This window comes from Priestia sp. JNUCC 25, assembly GCF_053667915.1.
Window position 1 is genome coordinate 2,259,804 of sequence record NZ_CM132211.1, and the last position, 20,344, is coordinate 2,280,147.

At 37.7% G+C, this 20,344-nt stretch carries 15 protein-coding genes; 13 read left to right on the forward strand and 2 right to left on the reverse strand.

Annotation, left to right across the window (positions count from 1 at the left end; all coding sequences use genetic code 11):
- The first annotated feature begins 68 nt into the window (after positions 1–68).
- The 6 genes from JNUCC25_RS11475 to JNUCC25_RS11500 all read left to right on the forward strand — a co-directional run bounded on the left by JNUCC25_RS11475 (position 69) and on the right by JNUCC25_RS11500 (position 9,923).
- On the forward strand, positions 69–1,445 hold the full coding sequence (locus tag JNUCC25_RS11475) for a sigma-54 interaction domain-containing protein (RefSeq protein WP_454223265.1): 1,377 nt from the start codon (positions 69–71) through the stop codon (positions 1,443–1,445).
- 217 nt (positions 1,446–1,662) lie between these two features.
- Positions 1,663–2,646: an agmatinase gene (gene speB, locus JNUCC25_RS11480; RefSeq protein ID WP_029321646.1), complete on the forward strand. Its 984-nt coding sequence runs from the start codon at positions 1,663–1,665 to the stop codon at positions 2,644–2,646.
- Between the two features lie 82 nt (positions 2,647–2,728).
- Positions 2,729–4,177 (forward strand): aldehyde dehydrogenase family protein, encoded by a 1,449-nt coding sequence (locus JNUCC25_RS11485; RefSeq protein WP_064471653.1) that lies wholly within the window; start codon positions 2,729–2,731, stop codon positions 4,175–4,177.
- A 20-nt stretch (positions 4,178–4,197) separates the two neighbouring features.
- Entirely contained in the window at positions 4,198–5,559 is a 1,362-nt protein-coding gene (locus JNUCC25_RS11490; protein ID WP_098277846.1) for a purine-cytosine permease family protein, read from the forward strand.
- A gap of 207 nt (positions 5,560–5,766) precedes the next feature.
- On the forward strand, positions 5,767–8,376 hold the full coding sequence (locus JNUCC25_RS11495; RefSeq protein ID WP_064471655.1) for a helicase-related protein: 2,610 nt from the start codon (positions 5,767–5,769) through the stop codon (positions 8,374–8,376).
- Between the two features lie 626 nt (positions 8,377–9,002).
- Positions 9,003–9,923, forward strand: coding sequence for a 1,4-dihydroxy-2-naphthoate polyprenyltransferase (locus tag JNUCC25_RS11500; RefSeq protein ID WP_029321653.1), 921 nt, complete (start codon positions 9,003–9,005; stop codon positions 9,921–9,923).
- 41 nt (positions 9,924–9,964) lie between these two features.
- Here JNUCC25_RS11500 and JNUCC25_RS11505 read toward each other — a convergent pair whose 3' ends face one another.
- On the reverse strand, positions 9,965–11,140 hold the full coding sequence (locus JNUCC25_RS11505) for an alanyl-tRNA editing protein (RefSeq protein WP_029321659.1): 1,176 nt from the start codon (positions 11,138–11,140) through the stop codon (positions 9,965–9,967).
- Positions 11,141–11,250: 110 nt separating this feature from the next.
- Between JNUCC25_RS11505 and JNUCC25_RS11510 the strand changes: the two genes are divergently transcribed.
- From JNUCC25_RS11510 to JNUCC25_RS11520, 3 genes are all read left to right on the forward strand, one after another.
- Positions 11,251–13,398: a YhgE/Pip domain-containing protein gene (locus JNUCC25_RS11510; protein ID WP_140456805.1), complete on the forward strand. Its 2,148-nt coding sequence runs from the start codon at positions 11,251–11,253 to the stop codon at positions 13,396–13,398.
- 64 nt (positions 13,399–13,462) lie between these two features.
- Entirely contained in the window at positions 13,463–13,840 is a 378-nt protein-coding gene (locus JNUCC25_RS11515; protein ID WP_013056966.1) for a PH domain-containing protein, read from the forward strand.
- Between the two features lie 222 nt (positions 13,841–14,062).
- Positions 14,063–15,262, forward strand: a complete 1,200-nt coding sequence (locus JNUCC25_RS11520; protein ID WP_013056967.1) for an MFS transporter — start codon at positions 14,063–14,065, stop codon at positions 15,260–15,262.
- A 69-nt stretch (positions 15,263–15,331) separates the two neighbouring features.
- Here the strand turns inward: JNUCC25_RS11520 and JNUCC25_RS11525 are convergent, their stop codons facing one another.
- A complete protein-coding gene (locus JNUCC25_RS11525; protein WP_013083080.1) occupies positions 15,332–16,204 on the reverse strand; it encodes a selenium metabolism-associated LysR family transcriptional regulator in 873 nt (290 codons plus the stop codon).
- A 341-nt stretch (positions 16,205–16,545) separates the two neighbouring features.
- Here JNUCC25_RS11525 and JNUCC25_RS11530 point away from each other — a divergent pair, with 341 nt between their 5' ends.
- The 4 genes from JNUCC25_RS11530 to JNUCC25_RS11545 are packed head-to-tail and all read left to right on the forward strand — an operon-like array spanning position 16,546 to position 20,310.
- Complete coding sequence (locus tag JNUCC25_RS11530) at positions 16,546–16,935, forward strand: GntR family transcriptional regulator (RefSeq protein WP_013056969.1); 390 nt, start codon at positions 16,546–16,548, stop codon at positions 16,933–16,935.
- Complete coding sequence (locus tag JNUCC25_RS11535) at positions 16,928–17,827, forward strand: ABC transporter ATP-binding protein (RefSeq protein ID WP_048020984.1); 900 nt, start codon at positions 16,928–16,930, stop codon at positions 17,825–17,827. Before JNUCC25_RS11530 ends, JNUCC25_RS11535 begins: the two co-directional genes overlap by 8 nt.
- Positions 17,802–19,814, forward strand: coding sequence for a DUF6449 domain-containing protein (locus tag JNUCC25_RS11540; protein WP_140456806.1), 2,013 nt, complete (start codon positions 17,802–17,804; stop codon positions 19,812–19,814). The genes JNUCC25_RS11535 and JNUCC25_RS11540 overlap by 26 nt, the downstream gene beginning before the upstream one ends.
- A 16-nt stretch (positions 19,815–19,830) precedes the next feature.
- Positions 19,831–20,310: an RNA polymerase sigma factor gene (locus JNUCC25_RS11545; RefSeq protein ID WP_028413409.1), complete on the forward strand. Its 480-nt coding sequence runs from the start codon at positions 19,831–19,833 to the stop codon at positions 20,308–20,310.
- The last annotated feature ends 34 nt before the right edge of the window (positions 20,311–20,344 follow it).

A 20,344-nucleotide genomic window follows, 5' to 3' on the forward strand; every position in this document is an offset into this window, starting at 1 on the left:
TTACTGATAAAATAGAAGATATAAATATTTGAAAAATCAGATTAAATAAAAAGGAGTACTGCACTGAGATGATTGAACGAGAGCTTGAAGCTATTTTGCATGCTTCTAACGACAATATCGTTATCACTGATGAAAAAGGGTGTATTTTACGAGCGAGTCAAAACTGCCGTGATATATACGGGTATGACGTGCCAGAGTTGGTCGGACAAACAGTATACGAATTGCAAGACCGCGGGATATTTTCACCTTCCGTTACGATTGAAGTGTTAAAGAAAAAGAAAGAAGTACAGCTGATGCAAAAAACAGAAACGGGTAAAGTTGTAATGGCAACCGGTATTCCCGTGTATGATGAATATCAGTGTATGAAAAGAGTAATTAGCTTTTCACATGATTTAACAGAGCTTCAGCGCTTAAAAGAAGATTATCAGCAGCTCGAAGTGAAAATGAAAACATATCAGCTAGAAATGGAAGAGCTTCGGGAACAGCAGTCAAATGAGATGGTCATACGAAGTCAAGCGATGAAAAAGGTATGGTCCATTATTAATCGCGTGGCAGACAGCGATGCAACGGTTGTGTTGCTAGGTGAATCGGGTGTTGGTAAAACGGCTTTTGCGCGTGCTTTACATTATGGAAGTGAACGAAAAGAAGAGCCGTTTATTGAAATCAACTGCGGAGCCATTCCAGCTAGTTTGTTTGAATCTGAAATGTTTGGATACGAAGCAGGATCTTTTACAGGTGCAAGTACAAAAGGGAAAATAGGAAAGGTTGAATTAGCTCATAACGGCACGCTTTTTTTAGATGAAATAGGAGAGCTGCCTCTTGATATGCAAGTGAAGCTGTTAAAAGTGCTACAAGAAAAAACAGTCACCAAAATTGGAAGTGAACGAGCCAAATACGTAAACTTCAGGCTGATTGTAGCAACAAATCAGCCGCTTGAGGAAATGGTCAAAAAAGGAACATTTCGCGAAGATTTATTTTATCGGTTACACGTTATTCCGATTACTATTCCTCCGCTTCGCGAGCGAAAAGAAGACATCGCGGCACTGCTTTATCATGTGTTACATAAACAAAATGAAAAATATAAAATGAAGAAATTTTTTCATGCAGAAGCATTAGATATATTGGTTGAACATCCGTGGCCCGGAAATGTGCGCGAGCTAGAAAATACAATTGAACGCCTTGTGTTAACAACGGATGAAAACAGCATCTCGCCTAAAGACGTGCCGTTTTATACAGAAAAGATCAAAAGTGATAAAGAAGAATGGGAGACTCTTGATACGTTAACCTCTCAGGGAATGACCCTTCAGCAAGCACTTGCAGAAGTGGAGAAAAACTGGCTGATTCGTGCTTATCGACAGTGTCAAACAACGTATGAAATGGCAAATGCATTAGGAATTAGTCAGCCTACGGTTGTAAGACGTTTACGAAAGTACAATATTAAATAAAGAAAATTTAATTCAAAATGAATTAACTGATTCCGTACTGAATCAGTTTTTTTGTTTTGATTCTATTATGAATTAAAAATCGTCCATAATTGCACGAAATAAGACGATAAAAATTGGCATGCATTTTGCATTAATAAAAAGTATCTAAATAAAAAGCGTCAGTATCTAACATGTTGACACGGCGCTAATGAATGAAACCCATTAGGAGGAATAAATCATGCCAAAATATCAGCCGAAAAATTCATTTGAATCTCCGCGTTTTTGCGGACCTCGAACATTTATGAGACTTCCGTATGTAGAACAAGTAAATTCGGAAATGGATTTTATTGTCACGGGTATTCCGTTTGATTCAGGTCAATCTTTTCGAACAGGAGCACGTTTTGGACCGGAAGCTATTCGAGATTTCTCCATTTTGCTTCGCCCGTATAACCCAGAACAAAAGATTAATATTTTTGATTACATTTCAGGCGTTGACTACGGCGATTTGTCAGTTGTTCCGGGATATATTTTAGAAACATATAAAAAAATTGAAGAAGGGTTAACGCCGGTTGTGAATGAAGGAATTATTCCTATTTCACTAGGCGGTGATCATTCGATGACGCTCGGCGAACTTCGTGCCATCGCGAAAAAGCACGGGCCGGTAGCGCTTTTACAGTTTGATGCTCATTCTGATACGTGGGATAGCTATTTTGAACAAAAATACAATCACGGTACGGTATTTAGACGAGCAATTGAAGAAGGGCTAATTAACGTGTCGCGTTCGATTCAAATCGGTATGCGAGGCGGTCTGTACGGAATTGAAGATTTAGAAGATGCAAAGAACTTAGGTCTAGCTCTGTATACGACAAATGAATATAAAAAACTGGGCGTTGAAAAAATGCTAGAAATTATTCATGAGCGTGTAGGAGAAGGACCCGTATTTTTATCGTTTGACATTGACTTTTTAGATCCAGTTTACGCGCCGGGAACAGGAACGCCTGAAGTATCGGGTGCAAGTATTGACGATGCGCTTCAATTCGTTCGTGGGTTAACAAATATTAATTTTGTCGGGTTTGATTTAGTAGAAGTACTGCCAGCTTATGACCATGGACAAATTACAGCAGCAGCGGCCGCTAATATTGTTTATGAATTTATCACGCTTATTGCGTTAAGAAAAAAAGCAAAAGAAGAAGAAGCGCTGTTAGTAAAAGCACGCGACTGAATATAAAGAAGACAGTAAAAGTGGGAAGGTACTATTATCTTCCCACTTTTATATAAGAGTTCTCTATAGGGAGTGTTTGACTATGAACGAGCAAGTAAATGTAACAGTAGATAAAAAGCGAGCAAAACCATGTAAAAGAGAAATATTCAATCCAGCGACCAATAAGATCATAGCGGAAGTGTTTGATTCGTCGCTTCAACAAGTAGAGGAAGCGGTAGGTAAAGCGAAACAGGCTTTTGAACAGAGTGAATGGAAGAAAAATAAGTCACTGCGTGTAGAGGTGCTTACGAAACTAGCAAATCTATTAGAAAATGAAGCGAATATATTCGCTGAAACAGAAACATTAAATACTGGCAAACCGATAAAAGAAGCGCAGTTAGATATTGAAGATACGATTAATTGTTTAAAATATTACGCAAATTTAATAGAAGAAAATCAGCCGTGGACAAAGGACATGTTCGACGATACAAACAGTAAAATCATTCAAGAACCTATCGGCGTATGCGCGCTAATCGTTCCTTGGAATTTCCCTTTGCTGCTTGGCATGTGGAAGCTGGCTCCTGCCTTAGCAGCTGGAAACACGGTGGTGTTTAAGCCTTCAGAATTAACGCCACTTTCTTTTTTAAAGTTAGCTTCATTATGTGAAAAAGCTGGTATACCAGAAGGTGTGTTTAATTTACTTACAGGAGACGGTGAAGTGGGAAGTGCGTTGGTTGAACACAAAGACGTAGCTAAAGTCTCTTTTACAGGAGGATCAGAAACAGGCAAACGTATTTATCAGCAGTGCGCAAAAGAGATGAAAAGAGTTTCGCTTGAACTGGGAGGGAAATCTCCGCTTCTTATTTTTGAAGACAGTGAAATTGATATTGCAGTAGACTGGACAATATTTGGCTCATTTTTTAACCAAGGACAAGTGTGTGTAGCTTCATCGCGTATACTCGTAGATGAAGCTATTTATAAGCCGTTTCTTTCTGCTCTTATGGAGGCTGTTGCTGCTATAAAAATTGGTAACCCCTTAAGAGAAGAAACGGAGATGGGTCCGGTTATTAGCACGGAGCATCTGAACAAAATACAGGATTTTATCAAGTTAGGTCAAGAAGAAGGAGCGAATTTATTAACAGGAGGAACGTTAATTGACTGCGAAGGTGGAAACTATATAAAGCCGGCTGTGCTCGTCGATGTGGAGCAGCATATGAAAGTCGTACAAGAAGAAATATTCGGTCCCGTCATTACCGTTCAATCTTTTTCAAGTGAAGAAGAAGCCATAGTACTTGCCAACGGCACGAGATTTGGTTTAGCTGCAGGAATTTTAACGAATGATTTAATGAAAGCAGAGCGAGTTGCTGAACATCTTCAAGCGGGAACGATTTGGATCAACGGCTACCATACGCCTCATATTGAAACGGCGTGGGGCGGCTTTAAAGAAAGCGGCATTGGGCGGGAGTTAGGTCCATCAGGATTAGCTGCTTTTACTGAAACAAAACATGTGAATACAAACTCCAAGCTAGCTCGAGCCAATTGGTATCAATAAAAGTGAAAGGTGGAAAAGGAATGACAACAAAAAGTGGTCTCGCCCATGATGATGTGCAGCCGATTGCAATGAATAAAAGAAGTATGGGCTTCTTCTCTACATTTTCCATGTGGATAGGAGCCAATGTGGTAGTAACGACCGTTTTTACCGGAATGCTGTTTGTACCCGATATGACCTTTTTAAAGGCATTATTTATTATTGTGCTTGGCTCTTTAGTTGGTGCCATACCGCTCGTGTTGATGGGGAATATCGGAACTCGAACCGGTCTTCCAACCATGGTTTTGATGAGACCAGCTTTTGGGCAAAGAGGAGCTATGCTTCCTGCTGCTGTTAATCTTATTACATTAATCGGCTGGGCCTGGATTCAAGCCTACATGGCAGGGCTAAGTTTAAATCATGCCGTTACCTTTTTGACAGGTTACAGCAATATCAATCTATTTACAATTCTTACTCAAGTGTTGGTAGTAGCTATTTCTATATACGGACATAAAGGCATTGAAGCAACGGAAAAATTAGTAGCTACGCTTATGGTCATTTTAGCAACCGTTGTGTTTAGCTATTTGTTTATCGAATTTGATGCAGCAAAATTAATTCAAATGAAAGCAAGCGAAAATCCTGGTATTACAGGAATGTTAGCTTTTGATATTGTAGTAGCTACAGCTTTTACGTGGATTCCCATTGTTTGCGATTATAACCGAAACTGTAAATCTGAAAAAACGGGCATTGCGGGAACTTATTTAGGGTATAACGTCGCAACTCTAATTGCGATGGGGTTAGGGGCAACGGTTTCTGGCTTTTCAATTCTCGGAAATATGACGCAAACGTATGACCCGGTAAATTTAATTGGTGCATATAGCCCGCTGTTAGGGTTAGTAGCTGCCATCGTAATTTTTTTATCGGTGCTGTCAACCAACGTAATGGTATTGTATAGCGCGACAATGTCTTATTTATCTATTTTTCCAAAGCAGAGGTTCTGGATACCGGCACTAACCATGGGAGTTGTCACAGTTCTAGGTTCTTTATTAAAAGAATGGTTAATGACAAATTTTCAAAGCTTTTTGCTTATGATCGGCGTATTATTTATTCCTATTATTGCGATTGTTCTTGTTGATTATTATATCATTTGCCGAAAACACTATGACGTTTCAGCTATTTTAGAAAAAGAAAATAAACTATACTGGTATACAAAAGGCTTTAACCTTCGTGTGTATGTATCTTACATAGTGGGGGCTGTATTTGCCTACTATTTTACGTACGTTCACCCGCTAGCCACAGGCGCAACAATCTTAGCTTTTTTATTTACAGGTGTTTTGCATGTATTGTTAACCAAACTTTCGCAGCTCTCAATCCCTTACTCAAAGGGAATCGACAGAAATGCTTAATATAATTTTAAATAGACTGAATTATCAAAAATAATCAAAAAGCTCCTATTTAAAGGAGCTTTTTGTGTTAAAAATAGCTAAGAAATAAGCAAAAGCAGGAAGAAGAGAGGTTCTTGATCTAGCTAAAATAAAGTAATAACATGTATTTGATTCTGTCAGGGGTCTTTCCTATAATAAATGTAGGAAAACTTTCCAAAGGAGAATTTTATGCTCGAATTAGAGACTATTCAAAGCAGTGCCATTGAAAAAACTAAACATACATTACTAAAGGATATAAAAAACGTAATAGGTGAACAAGACGAATGTCCGGATTTTGAGACTTATTTAACAGACAGGCACTCTTTTATTAAAAAGGCCTGGGGGACTACGTGGAGAAAAGCAGTTGTTTCTTCTGTATCTAAAAAAAGCAGAAAGTCATATTTAACAGAGAAAGGCTTCGAGGTGAAAGGGTATAAACCTCAAGCTATAGATAAGTTATTTGCTAAAGAAACGAGAAAAGGTATAGAGTTTAATGCTTTTTCTTGGCTAGAAGAGCAATACGGAAAGGGCAATAAAGCGGAGTGGCTATCTCTATACGGAGAAGCAAGAGCTGAATTTGCCGAAAAAGAAGAAGAAAGAAAAGAGAAGGAACGACAGCAAAGTATTAATGATCGAAAAGCTAGATATCAATTACAGTTAAACTTAGAAGCAGCTCCTATTTTGGAAGTAAACAAAGGGCTGTATTACCTACATATAAGAGAACAGCTTTCCCATCAGCTGTCAAAAGACATTAAAACAAACTCAAAGTATATTGAAAACTATGCGCCGCATACTGAGCTTGAAGATGAATTAATAGCAAACGGCGATTTAACACGTCATGATTATGAAACGGTTAATGACTTTTTTCAAGAGCTCACCGGCGGCGTAAGCTCAGAATTAGACAGATATTCAACGATTATCTTGTTTGAAACGTATGAAGATGTATACGAGGTATTTATCACCGATAAGATTTATGAAATTATTCCAACTATGATTATGGATGACCTTCCTGCTTCATTTAAAGAAGAATATAAATCTTATACAAATGCTTCGGTAACACGAATGGATATTATAAAAGCACTTAGAAGTGATTTATCGGATTTGGTCTATGAATATAAAAAAATGCTTGTAGAAGAAAAGCTTTCTGATGTACTAGAAATTTCAGATCACAACTTGACGATTGAAGAGCATCAAGAGAGATATCAACAGCAACTGGAAGAAAGACGATTACAACAAGAACGTGAACGTGAGGAAAAGAAAAAGCTTATCGAAGAAGAACAGCGACAGTTAAATTATATTTTTGGTGCAGAATACGAAATGGACCCAAGAAAAGAAACGGAATACATCCTTCATCTCGGTGATACAAACACAGGAAAAACGTATACGGCATTAAAATCATTAAAAAAAGCTGCTTCGGGTAGTTACTTAGCGCCGCTTCGCCTGTTAGCTTTAGAAGTTTTTGAAAAGCTGAACAAAGACAGAGTCCCTTGTTCGTTAAAAACAGGTGAAGAAGAAAAGATTGTTGAAGACGCTCAGCATATGGCCGGTACCGTAGAGATGTTTAGTGAATTAGAACATGGCGATGTAACCGTAATTGATGAAGCACAAATGATTCAAGACAGAGACCGAGGATTTTCATGGTATAAAGCCATCACTCGAGCCAATGCCAAACAAGTTCATGTTATCGGGAGTTTAAGTATTCGAAGTATGTTAGAAGAGATGTTAGACGGTGTGATCTCAGAAATTCATGAGTACGAAAGAGATATACCTTTAAAAGTAGATCTTCGAAGGTTCAAAATTGAACAAGTAAAACCCGCAGATGCTTTAATTGTTTTCTCGCGTAAGAAAGTGCTCCAGACAGCGGCTAAGCTAGAAAAAGATGGTCACAAAGTTAGCGTGATTTATGGAAGTATGCCGCCTGAAACGAGAAGAAAACAAATTGAGCAGTTCATTAATAGAGAAACAAATGTCATTGTGTCTACAGATGCGATTGGAATGGGGTTAAATCTTCCAATTAGACGAATTGTCCTTTTAGAAAACATGAAGTTTGACGGACAAAAGAGGAGATTGTTGACTTCTCAAGAGTTAAAGCAGATTGCAGGTCGTGCTGGAAGGAAGGGTCTCTATAATGTAGGAGAAGTTGCATTCGCTAAAGATGCAAAGCAAATGAGAGAACTGTTATTTTCAACAGACGAGCAAATCAGTAAATTTTCAATTGCGCCTACTTCAGATATGCTAAGAAGATTTAAAGAATATTATCATGACCTCGGAACGTTTTTTGACATGTGGGCTAAATTTAAAAATCCAAAAGGTACACAAAAATCAAACCTGGCACAAGAACGTGAGCTTTATGAGGAAGTGAAAGACACGCTGATTGAGGCGAAAATGCCCATTGTTGATTTATACGGCTACTTGCAGCTGCCGTTTTCAGCAAAAGAAAGCTCCTTGAAAAAGCAGTGGGTTGCCAGCATGAATGCGATTGTTAACAGAGAAGAGTTACCTGAACCACGGATGATAGAAGGTTCACTGGAAAAATTAGAGCTGTCTTATAAAGCAATTGGCCTGCATCTTTTATTTCTATATCGAATGGACAGAAGGCCAGAAGCTATTTACTGGGAACGTGTCCGAGAAGAGCTTACAGATAAAATCCATAACGTATTAAGAAAAGATATGAAAAAATTTAAAAGAACATGCAGTGCGTGTTCTAAAGACCTTCCTTGGAATCATGATCATGCGATATGCGATTCGTGTTTTCATAAAAGATTCCGCAGAAGGTATGGAGACGACGATTTTAATTAATAAGATGTAGTGATAAAAAAGAGGCTTGTATAAACGTATGTTAGTTGAAGGAAGAGGCTGGGACAAAAGTATTTTAGCCGAAGTGAAAAACGAACCATTGATCAACATGTTTGATTAGTGATTCGTTTTTTTATTATGGTGAACGTAGGTTTCATCTGTTTCGTTTCTTCTAGCAGTTGATTGGAGGGCAAGGCTAAGGCTCGTGCGGGAAAAGCATAAGTGGCGAGGAGGCTCAGCGGCCGCCCGCGGAAAGCGAAGCCTTGCATGGAAATCAACTGCGGTGTAACAAGCGGTTCAGCTCATGCATCCCATTTACTCGTCTTTAGATTAGATTCATTTCTTTATGTCTCAACCTTATTTTTCGGATAGGCTTTTTATCTTTTTCTTATGAATTTCTGCGTCAAAGCAGATTTTTGTAGAAAAAAATCGGAAATGTATAAGCGGTCATCTTGTAAAAAGAGCAATAAATTATTATCATATAGAGTGGAACTGATATTTTAAAGAGTTCCGTGATTTTTTTTGTTGGGCGGACGTGTATTGTATTAGAGTAAGTTTGCTATCATTCGTTATGTTAAAAGCAGCACTTTTAAATAGAGATACGGTTCGTAATAGAAGGGAAGAGGATGATGACAAGTCATAACAAAGAAAACAAAGCTGCAGCCGAGCAGTACAGTAAAGGGAAGATTTTGTGGCAATTAACCCGTCCTCATACGCTAACAGCATCGTTTGTACCGGTTTTAATTGGAACAGTTCTAGCCATGTTTTATGGCCATGTGAACGTTTGGATGTTTCTTGCGATGCTTTTTTCATGTTTGTGGATTCAAATTGCGACGAACTTATTTAACGAGTACTATGATTTTAAACGCGGCTTAGACACAGAAGACTCTGTAGGTATCGGAGGAGCCATCGTCAGACACGGCATGAAACCGAAAACGGTATTAAATTTAGCACTGATTTCTTATGGAATTGCTCTTATTTTAGGTGTATATATATGTGCAAACAGCAGCTGGTGGCTTGCTTTAGTTGGATTAGTAGGTATGGCGATTGGTTATTTGTATACGGGCGGACCGCTTCCGATTGCGTATACGCCGTTTGGAGAATTATTTTCAGGTCTTTGCATGGGCGCCATGTTCGTATTGATTTCATTTTTTATTCAAACTAATACTGTAACGTCTGAAAGCATCTTTGTATCACTTCCGATTGCGATTTTAGTAGGTGCGATTAATTTGTCTAACAACATTCGTGATATAGAAGAAGATACAAAAGGCGGACGACGTACCCTAGCAATTTTATTAGGTTCTAAAAATGCGATTAGATTTTTAGCTGCTTTGTTTGGCATTGCGTATATTTGGACCGTTGCATTAGTGGTATTCTTCGATATTAGCCCTTGGATTTTCTTAGTGTTTCTTAGTGCACCTAAGCCAATTCAAGCCGTACAAGCATTTGTACGCGGAGAGCTTATTGCGATGAAAGCAACCGCGCAAACAAATACGTTTTTTGGATTTACTTTATCAATTGGCTTATTAATTGGCTATTTAGTAAGCTGATTAAGTGGAAAAAGCCTGTCTTTTTAAAGACAGGCTTTTTGTTATGCTTCAGTTATTTTTTCTTTTACTGCGCTAATAAATGCGTTCATATTTTCAGAAGATGAAAAGCTGGCTTGGGCTTGTTTTGGTCCGCCGCCGCCTTTTCCATGGTAAAGTGGAAGCAGCTCTTTATAAAGTTCTCCGCATTTGACCCCACTGCCGCTGTGAGCCAGCAAAACTTTTTGATCACTTGAAAAAGAAAAAAGAAGCGTCGTATCAGGTGTTTGAAGAAGCTGCTTTGTCAAGGCTTGCACATCTTTTAGTGTGCGGTTTTCAAAGTGATGGTACAGAAATGAACCTTCTTTTTTGCTTTCTAATTCACTTGCTAAATAAGCTGCATTTTCATTTTTTAATTCTTCTAGTTGTTTTTGCAGCTCTTTTTGTTCAGTCTCCAATTTTTTAATGCGTTCTACAACTAATTCACGGCTTGTGCTGAATTTATTGCTAAGTTCTGCTACGATTTCTTGAGACTGCTGATAATCAGCTAATGCACGCATACCGCATTTAAAAAAGAGGCGTGTATTACCGCGCTGCTTTTCTGTTTTCGTAAGTTTAATAAGGCCAAGCTCTCCAATTTGGTTTACATGAGTACCGCAGCAGGCAGAAACATCAATGCCTTCAATTTCCACGATGCGTACCACTTCGTCTTCTAGATCGGGCACTTTGCGAAGCGCAAGAGTATGTAACTCTTCTTTCTTCACTTCGTACGTTTTAATGTGACGGTTGCTGTAAATAGCGTCATTTAAAACTTTTTCAATGTGTAATAACTGCTCATGAGATAATTGAGGTACATTCAGATCGATAGAGACTGCTTCGTTACCTAAATGAAAGCTAACGGTGTGAATATCATATGTATCGATTAATAGAGCCGAAAGTAAGTGCTGGCCGCTATGCTGCTGCATGTGATCAAAGCGGCGATGCCAGTTAATTTCACATGTGACGTTCGTTTGTGCAGGGAGCGTATTGACGATATGATATACTTCTCCATTTTCTTCATACACATCTTTCACGTCGATTCCGGCAATATTACCGTAGTCAGACGGCTGTCCGCCGCCTTCTGGATAAAAAGCGGTTTGTTTTAACGTTAATGCGTAGCCATTTGAAAGAGAGCGTGTCTCTATCACTTCAGTTTTCCACGTTTTTATGTAGGGGTTGCTATAATAAAGTCTTTCTGTCATGTTCATCATCCTTTCTAGTAAAACCATATCTAACTTTTTCTATAGTATCAGAAATATGTTTCTTCGAACATGGATAAGCTAACTTGTAACAATAAAACTGGGTGGGACATATGAAAAATACTGTTTATATTTATACAAGGGATTTAAAAAGAATTTTCACCAATTGGGCGATGATTATCATTGTGCTGACGCTTATGATTCTGCCGTCTTTTTACGCATGGTTTAATATAAAAGCATCTTGGGATCCATACGGGCGGACTGAAGGTATTGCCATTGCAGTAACAAGCGAAGACGAAGGTTCTACGATAAGAGGGCAGCACGTAAATGTGGGAAAAGATATTATTGCAACATTAAAAAAAAATAAAACGCTTGGATGGACGTTTGTCTCCAAAGAAAAAGCTGATCACGGAGTAAAGCACGGTGACTATTATGCAAGTATTGTTATTCCAAAAGATTTTTCACAAAAGCTTGGTACCGTTCTTCAAGATCGTTTGGAAAAACCGGTCATTATTTACAAAGTGAACGAAAAAATAAACGCAGTGGCGCCTAAAATTACAAGCAAAGGAGCCAGCAGCTTAACACAACAGATCAGTGAAAAATTCGTCAAAACAGCGAATGGAGCCATTTTTTCAGTGTTTAACGAACTAGGTATTACACTGCAGCGGGATTTGCCGACCATTCAACAAGTTGAACAGCGGATTTTTGAACTTGAAAATCGTCTTCCTGAAATCAAAAAAGTAATTAATGAAGCGAATGACACCACTCAAAAAGCTGGAGCTATTGTATCAAAAGCCCAGGCTGCTCTTCCTGAAGTAGAGAGATTAACAGCTGACGGCGCACAGATGACTCAGCAGCTAAACACTTTTTTAACTAAAAGCGATGAAGTTTTAAAAAACGCTGAACCAACGATCAACGAAACGCTGCATCGGGTTCAGCAACGAGCTCTCCGGGTTCAAGAATTGAAGAATCAGCTGATGGAAAAAGATATAAAACCGGCTGAAGTCAGCGCAGCAGCGGAACAGCTAAAAGAGCAGTTAACAAAACAAATTGCTGACACAGGAGAGATTCTTACACTTCTTACAGATTTAAATGCGTTATCTCAACAAAAAGTTCTTTCACCTGTTATTAATGACGTAAAGGATGTAAATACGCTTTTACAGCAGCAGCTTTCGGATGTAAACAGTCTGCAGCAACAAACAAAGAATGGGGATGTTCCAAATCAAAGCGTACTTGATAGGTTCAGCTCTCGCACCGATCAAGCTGTTTCTAGATTAAATGCGTTAACGAACTCATATTCTTCTACGATTGTGCCTGCTGTTGAACAAGCAATCAAAGAAGGAAAGGATAAAACGGCAAGCGCAAACTCACTGCTTGATGAAGCCAATAAAAGCATGCCGGATGTTTCTAACGTCCTGTCTAAAACAGCCAGTGGCATTTTGCTTGGACAACAGGAGCTTGGGAAAATAGCAAAAGACTTTCCGCGAATCGAACAAAACGTGCACAATATAGCGGATAAAATACGAGAATTTCAGCAAAAAGAAAATATTGAAGATATTATTAATTTGCTAAAGAATGATGTGCAAAAAGAAAGTGACTTTTTTGCTAAGCCGGTTCTTTTAAAAGAAGAAAGACTTTACCCGATTCCGAACTACGGCTCAGCTATGTCGCCGTTTTATACAACGCTTTGCTTGTGGGTCGGAGCTTTGCTGTTAGTTTCGATTTTAAGCGTAGAAGTAGCGGATGAAGAGCGATTCAAAAGCTATGAGGTCTATCTTGGAAGACTTTTAACGTTTTTGTCTATTGCTCTCGTGCAAGCTTTTATTGTGACGCTAGGGGATTTATTTTTAATCAAAACGTATGTCGTAGATAAAGTACCTTTTATCTTTTTAGGCTTGCTGTGCAGCTTCGTATTTATGACGATTGTATATACGCTTGTTGCGATATTTGGCAATGCAGGAAAAGCAATGGCGATTGTTTTACTTGTGCTTCAGCTTTCCGCTGCAGGCGGTACATTTCCGATTCAAGTCGTGCCTGCTTTTTTTCAAGCAATCAATCCATTTTTACCATTTACGTATGCAATAAGCATGATGAGAGAAGTTGTAGGAGGCATGTTAGCGGATATTGTCAGAAAAGACGTTACGGTGCTTCTTTGCATTTGGCTAGGCGTGCTGCTCGTTGGCATTTTTCTTCATAAGCCTCTTAGTAAAACGAGTGCAAAATTAACAAAAAAAGCGCGTGAAAGTAAATTAATTCATTAAAAAAACGTTTTGGGTTTCCAGACAGAACAAAATGCGGTAGTGTAGATATAAAGGAGTGATCAGCATGGGTATATTAGATGGACTATTAGGAAATGCATCAGAAGCAGATATAAGAGGCACTGAAAAAGACTTACAAAATATCTTAATTGCCAACGAGCGAGTGGAACAAGCGTATAAAGTCATTCGCGATTTAATGGTGTTTACGACGAAACGCTTAATTATCGTTGATAAGCAAGGAGTGACGGGAAAGAAAACAGATTATCATTCCATTCCTTATAAGACGATTACCCATTTTAGCGTAGAAACGGCTGGAACATTTGATTTAGATGCGGAATTAAATATTTGGGTATCGGGTTCTAGTGCACCGATTTCAAAAGAATTTCGTAAAGATAAAAACATTTACGACGTGCAAAAAGTATTAGCATCTTATGTGTTAGATTAAAAAAGTTGAGCCATGAAAAACTGGCTCAACTTTTTTAATGTGTGTAAAACGAGAAAGTATAACAGTCTTGCATACAGTCGTTTGAAAATACTCAGGCTGTTGTCCATTCCTATTTTCACTTTACTCATTACCGAAATGCATGAAAACGATTTACATAATGAATTATACAGAATAAAAAAACCGTGATATGCTTTTTTTAGAGAAAAAAGGAAGTGACCAACTGTGAGTTATACCGTAATTGGAACATCAGCTTTTCGCAAAACAAATGTTGCGCTTTTTGCAGCAGGCTTCAACACATTTTCGATTTTATATTGTACACAGGCCATTTTACCCGAATTTTCTAGAGAATTCGGGATATCCCCGGCGTTTGCCAGCTTGTCGCTTTCGTTAACAACCATTACGCTAGCGGTTAGTATGCTTTTTTTAGGTTCTTTATCAGAAGTGTGGGGACGAAAGAAACTGATGGGTCTATCGTTAATTTTTGCGTCATTGCTATGCATCATGACAGCATTTAGCTCTACCTTTGAAACGCTGTTAGTCTTTCGCGTCATTCAAGGAATCGTTTTAGCAGGGCTGCCTTCCGTGGCCATGGCTTACTTAGGAGAAGAAATTGAACCAGGGAGTTTAGGAAAAGCGATGGGGATTTATATAAGCGGCAACGCCTTTGGAGGCGTGGCGGGAAGGCTTATGACAGGGGTGCTCACGGAATATTTCAACTGGTCCGTAGCTCTTGATGTTGTAAGCGCAATCAGTTTATTAGCCACCTTTGTTTTTTTTATGAACTTGCCAGATTCACAAAACTTCACTTCACGATCTTTTGAACTTCGTCAGCTTACCGGCTCTCTTCGCAGTCATCTTCAAGATAAAGGGATGCTTTGTCTTTTTGCTATTGGTTTTGCGCTGCTTGGGAGTAACGTAGCTTTATACAATTATATTGGATACGCTTTATCCGCTCCTCCGTATTCTTGGAATCATACGCTTGTAAGTTTTATTTTTGTTATTTTTTTTGTGGGAGTATTCAGCTCGGTCTGGATGGGGACGCTGGCGGATCGATACGGCCGGAAAAAAGTGCTGTTATGTACGATTGCTGTTACGCTTATAGGTTCCATCGTTACGCTGCATCCAGTTTTATGGATAAAAATTACCGGGCTATTGCTGCTGACTTTTGGCTTTTTCGGAAGTCATTCCATCGCAAGCAGCTGGGTGGGAAGAAGAGCCACTCATGACAAGGCTCAGGCTTCGTCTTTGTATTTGTTTTTTTACTATGCAGGATCAAGTGTTGGCGGGACAGTGGCTGGATTATGCTGGAGTGCGTACGGCTGGAAAGGTGTTATTGCTTTAATTGGTGTGTTTCTTACAACAGCCTTTTTCCTAGCTGTTCGTTTGTCAAAAATGCCGGCTCAGCAGACGCATGTTCACTAAAAAAGAATGCAAAGACATGTATGGCTATTGATTTAAAAAGACTTTCCACTCAGCGTGGAAAGTCTTTTTTTAGTTTAAAAGCTGAATAAAAAGCTCGGCTACTTTTTTATGAGCACTGTTAGCAGGATAGATATAAGAGAAACGGCGCTTAAAAGGAGCGGTGTTAACGTTGAGAATCGATAGGTGCTTTTGTTCTACATCTTCTTTAATAGCGCAAAGTGACAGCACAGACATTCCTAAATCGTGAACAATGGCTTCTTTAATTCCTTGATTGCTGCTGATCGTTAGCATGCTTTTCATTTTTAAACCGTTGGACATTAGAACGTGATCTAAATATTCTCTTGTTCCAGAGCCTTTTTCACGCGCTACCCACCGCTGATTTTGTAAATCATCAATTTCTACTTTTTTAAGCTGAGCTAAAGGGTGATCCACTGACGCAACGATAGCAAGTTCATCGTCCATAAAGGACTGAATATGTAAGTCGGATTCTTCCGTGTGTCCTTCAATAAGCCCTACATCTACTTTGAAATGACGAACAAGCTGAGCGATTTCCTTTGTATTACCGATAGTCACTTCTACATCAATATCAGGATATTGTTCACGAAGCTTTGCTAAAAATGAAGGGAGAATATATTCGCCAATCGTGAAACTGGCGCCAATCGTTAGCATTCCTTTGACACGGTGATGATGTTCATAAATATCTCGTTTCGTATGCTCATATATCTGAATCATTTGTTTAGCACGATCGTATAAAATTTCGCCGCTGGGTGTGATTTTTAACATTTTAGGTGAACGCAGGAACAGGGAAGTTTGAAATTCTTTTTCAAGATTTTTGATGTGTACGCTTACGCTTGGCTGTGAAATCATTAACTTTTCCGCAGCTTTTGTAAAGCTTTGCTCTTCTACAACAGAAACAAACGTCTTTAACGCATCATAGTACATAGAGTATGGCTCCTTTTATATTAAAAAAATTAATTATAAACATTATAAAACATTGCTATTGTAATAACTAGAGGCACTTGGTTAAAACAGTAAAATAAGGTGCTGGCTTAAAGATTTATAACGAAAGCAGTACAAGCTATTTTCAGAAGTTAATCTAGTTATTTACATTTCATCTATAAAGCTACTAAACACTTTTTTGTCATCTTTTTGTAACAAAAGTAAAAAAAGTACTTGTTTTTTCCAAAAAACATATTATAATATTAACTGTAATACGATAAGTAATACAGTTAATACACATAGTACACACATCATGATTTTTGGTAAATGAAGGGAGGCAGACTATGTTTGATTTAGATATTCGTAGTCGCAAGCCGATATACGAGCAATTAGTAGATAAATTGAAAGAACTTATTATTCATGAAGTCTTTAAGGCCGATCAAAAGCTTCCATCTGTTCGACTGCTAGCAAAAGAATTAACAATTAATCCAAATACAATTCAAAAAGCATATCGTGAACTAGAACATCAAAATTATATTTATTCAGTTCCAGGCAAAGGAAGTTTTGTAACGCCTCAAGTTGATACACTAAATAACGAGAAGGTGAAAAAGATGAAAGAAGAATTAGTAAGGCTGTTGGCAGAAGCTATGTATTTAGGGATGGATAAAGATGAAATTCTATCACTTATCTCACAGGCTGAAAAAGCAGTAAAAGGGGGAAGCGATAGTGATTGAACTGAAGGCGATAAAAAAAGAGTTTGAAGAAATGGAAGCTCTAAGGGACGTCACGCTTTCTATAAAAAAAGGATCTATTTACGGACTGCTTGGCTCCAACGGGGCAGGGAAAACAACGCTATTAAAAATCATTGCAGGTATTTACAAGCAAGATCACGGGAAAATCGCAATAGACGGCGAGGAAGTATTTGAAAACGTTGGCTTAAAAGAACGTCTTATTTTTATGCCAGATTCTCTTTATTTTTTCCCTCAAACAACGATTAAGCAATTAGCGTCTTTTTATAGAAGTGTCTACCCGACTTGGAACGAAGAGCGGTTTCAAAAATTAAAAGAAGCTTTCCCAATTCAATTACATAAAAAGGTACACAGAATGTCCAAGGGAATGCAGCGTCAAGTAGGTTTTTGGTTAGCGCTGTCTGCTATGCCTGATGTACTTATCTTAGATGAGCCGCTCGATGGGTTAGATGCGGTAATGCGTCAAAAAATTAAAAACCTTCTTGTTCAAGACGTGGCAGAACGGGAAATGACGATCTTAATTTCATCACATAACTTGCGAGAAGTGGAAGATCTTTGTGATCATGTAGGCATTTTGCATCACGGTCAATTATTAATTGAAAAAGAGCTGGATGATTTAAAATCAGACGTGCACAAAATTCAAGTTGCATTTGAAGGAGATGTGCCGCTAGCGCTTTATGACACGCTAGACATTTTATATCAAGAAAAACGAGGAAGCGTCTTGCTTTGTATTGTTCGAGGAAAAGAAAATCATTTAGTCAACAAAGTTCGATCGTATAAGCCTTTAATTTTTGACATCTTGCCACTTACGCTAGAAGAAATCTTTATTTATGAAATGGGGGATGTGGGTTATGCAATCGAAAACATCATCGTTTAACCGCGGCATGTGGATTCAATCCATGAGAAACGTGGGATGGATTGGTGCTTTATATACACTTGTTCTTTTATTTATTTTGCCACTTCAAATTGTTCTGAGGTATACAGGTGAAGTTAACGAAAATGGAATGTATACAGAAAAGTTAAAGACTCTTTTTGAAGTTGTTGGAAGCCTTCAATTTTTGTTTATGTTTACTGTTCCTGTGGTGCTAGCTATCTTTTTATTTAGATATATCCAAACAAAATCAGCCGCTGATTATATTCATAGCTTACCAATAAGCAGAGGTGTGCTATTTTGGCAAAACGTATTATTAGGAATTGTATCATTAGTTTTACCTGTTATTATTTCAGCCATCGTTCTTTTTCTTATTAAAGATTCAGTAAATGTTGACGATTTATATACGCTAAAATTAATTCTACGATGGGCTATTGATACTATTATTTTGAATATCTTTGTTTTTTCTGGAGCCGTATTTGCAGGTATGTTCACAGGTATGTCAATACTGCAAGGTGCGTTTATATATATATTATTCATTCTTCCGGCTGCGCTCATTCAGTTTTTTATTATGAATGTTAAGTTTTATTGGTATGGGTTTGCTACAACATATTATTCAGGGAGAAATTTACAAGATTTGGTTCCTTTTATCCATATTATGGATCTGTTAGATAGTGGAAAAGAAAGTTATCTAAGTCTAGTAATATATGCAATTGTAGCTTGTGCACTTTGTTTTATTGCATTTATTGCATATCAAAAGAGAAGTTTAGAAATCGCTACGCATGCAATCGCTTTTAATTGGTTAAAACCTATCTTTATCTATGGACTGACGACGTGCTCATTATTATTATGGGGGATGTACTTCGGAGAGATCAAGGATTCTTTTAAATGGCTTATTTTTGGTTATGTTTTTGGATCTTTATTAGGGTATATCCTTGGACATATGATTTTAGCTAAAACATGGCGTGTGTTTGATAAATGGAAGGGCTACTTATTGTTTGTGGCAGCAGCCATCATTATAGGTATAGGCTTGAAAGTGGATGTTTTTGGTTACTCTAGTTACTTACCAAATCAAGAAAATATTCAATCTGTATATTTTGATGAAGATGATTACTCCTTGACAGATAACCCTAAAAGTCATGATCCAGAGAATGGTGACTATTATAGACCACCTTACTATTATTCTGATAAAAATACCGTTAATTTTATACGAGCATTGCATAAACAAATTATAAAAGATCAGCCTAATATTTCTAAAAGAGAAATACAGTCTGGAGATGCTCGTGAAATAACTTTTGCTTATAATTTAAAAAATGATAAAAAAGTTGTTCGACAATATGCGGTAAGGGAAGCTGATTATAAAGCTTTTTATAAACGAATTATAGAAACACCTGAGTACAAAAATCATTCTTTTTATATTTTAGAACGTGATAATAAAAATATGAGGTATGTAAAAGAAGTTCAAATTAATGTGATGTATAAAAGCGGCGAACCTATTGTAATTAAAGATCCAAACAAAATTGAAGATTTGAAACAGGCAATAAGAAAATCCATACAAAATCAAACGTATGAGCATACTCAGAGTAACCAACAAAGCTGGTCTAGCATTGACTTTATGGATGGAAATGGACGAAGTGTAGACTCCATACCTTTTGAGAAATCATATAAAGAAGTTGAAAAGTGGCTCAAGCATGAAAAAATGTTTGAAAGTGCTCGAGTGATGCCAGAAGACGTTTCAAATATTGTAGTTTTAAAGAATAAAGATCACGAAATTCTTCAGAACGCATGGGTAGACATGCCCTCTATTCTAACTAAAAGAAAAGGTGCGTTAACTATTAAAGATTCCAAACAAATCGATCATTTTCTTTCGCATACAACCATTCAAGAACAAGGGGATTATATAGTTGTTTTCCGTTATAAAAATTCAAGTCCTGAAGTTCAAATGTTTGATGCTAACACGATTCCAACAGAACTAAAAGAAAAACTAAAATAGCAAGGGAGAACTTATTATGTGCGGCGAGGAATTGCAAGATTATTTAAATCAGGTGCTGGCTTATTTATTAAAAAATGGTGTGAATAGACAAGACGCCGAAGATATTACGCAAGAAGTAGCATTAAAATATTTAGAAAAACAAGAAATGGTCGATCCTGAAAAAATAAAAGCTTGGATGTTTCGCGTCGCATTAAATAAACGGTGTGATTTAGGAAGGCGTAAAATAGTGAAAGACCGCTATACGTCTTCTTACAAAGAAGAACCCGTTATGTATACGCCTATTCAGCAGGTGCTCAGAAATGAAGAAGCGGCTGAATGTCAGGCGATTTTAAATCAATTGAATCCTAAGTATCGCAATTTGCTTCTATTAAAATACGGATTAGGGTTTAAATATGAAGAAATTGCCGAGTTATTAAATATGCAGATGACTACGTTAAAATCAGCTCTTTACCGCGCGCGCAAGTACTTTGTAAAGGGGTATAATGAAGTCATTTAATATAAATGAAACAGCAGCAGTTTGTGAAAAAGCA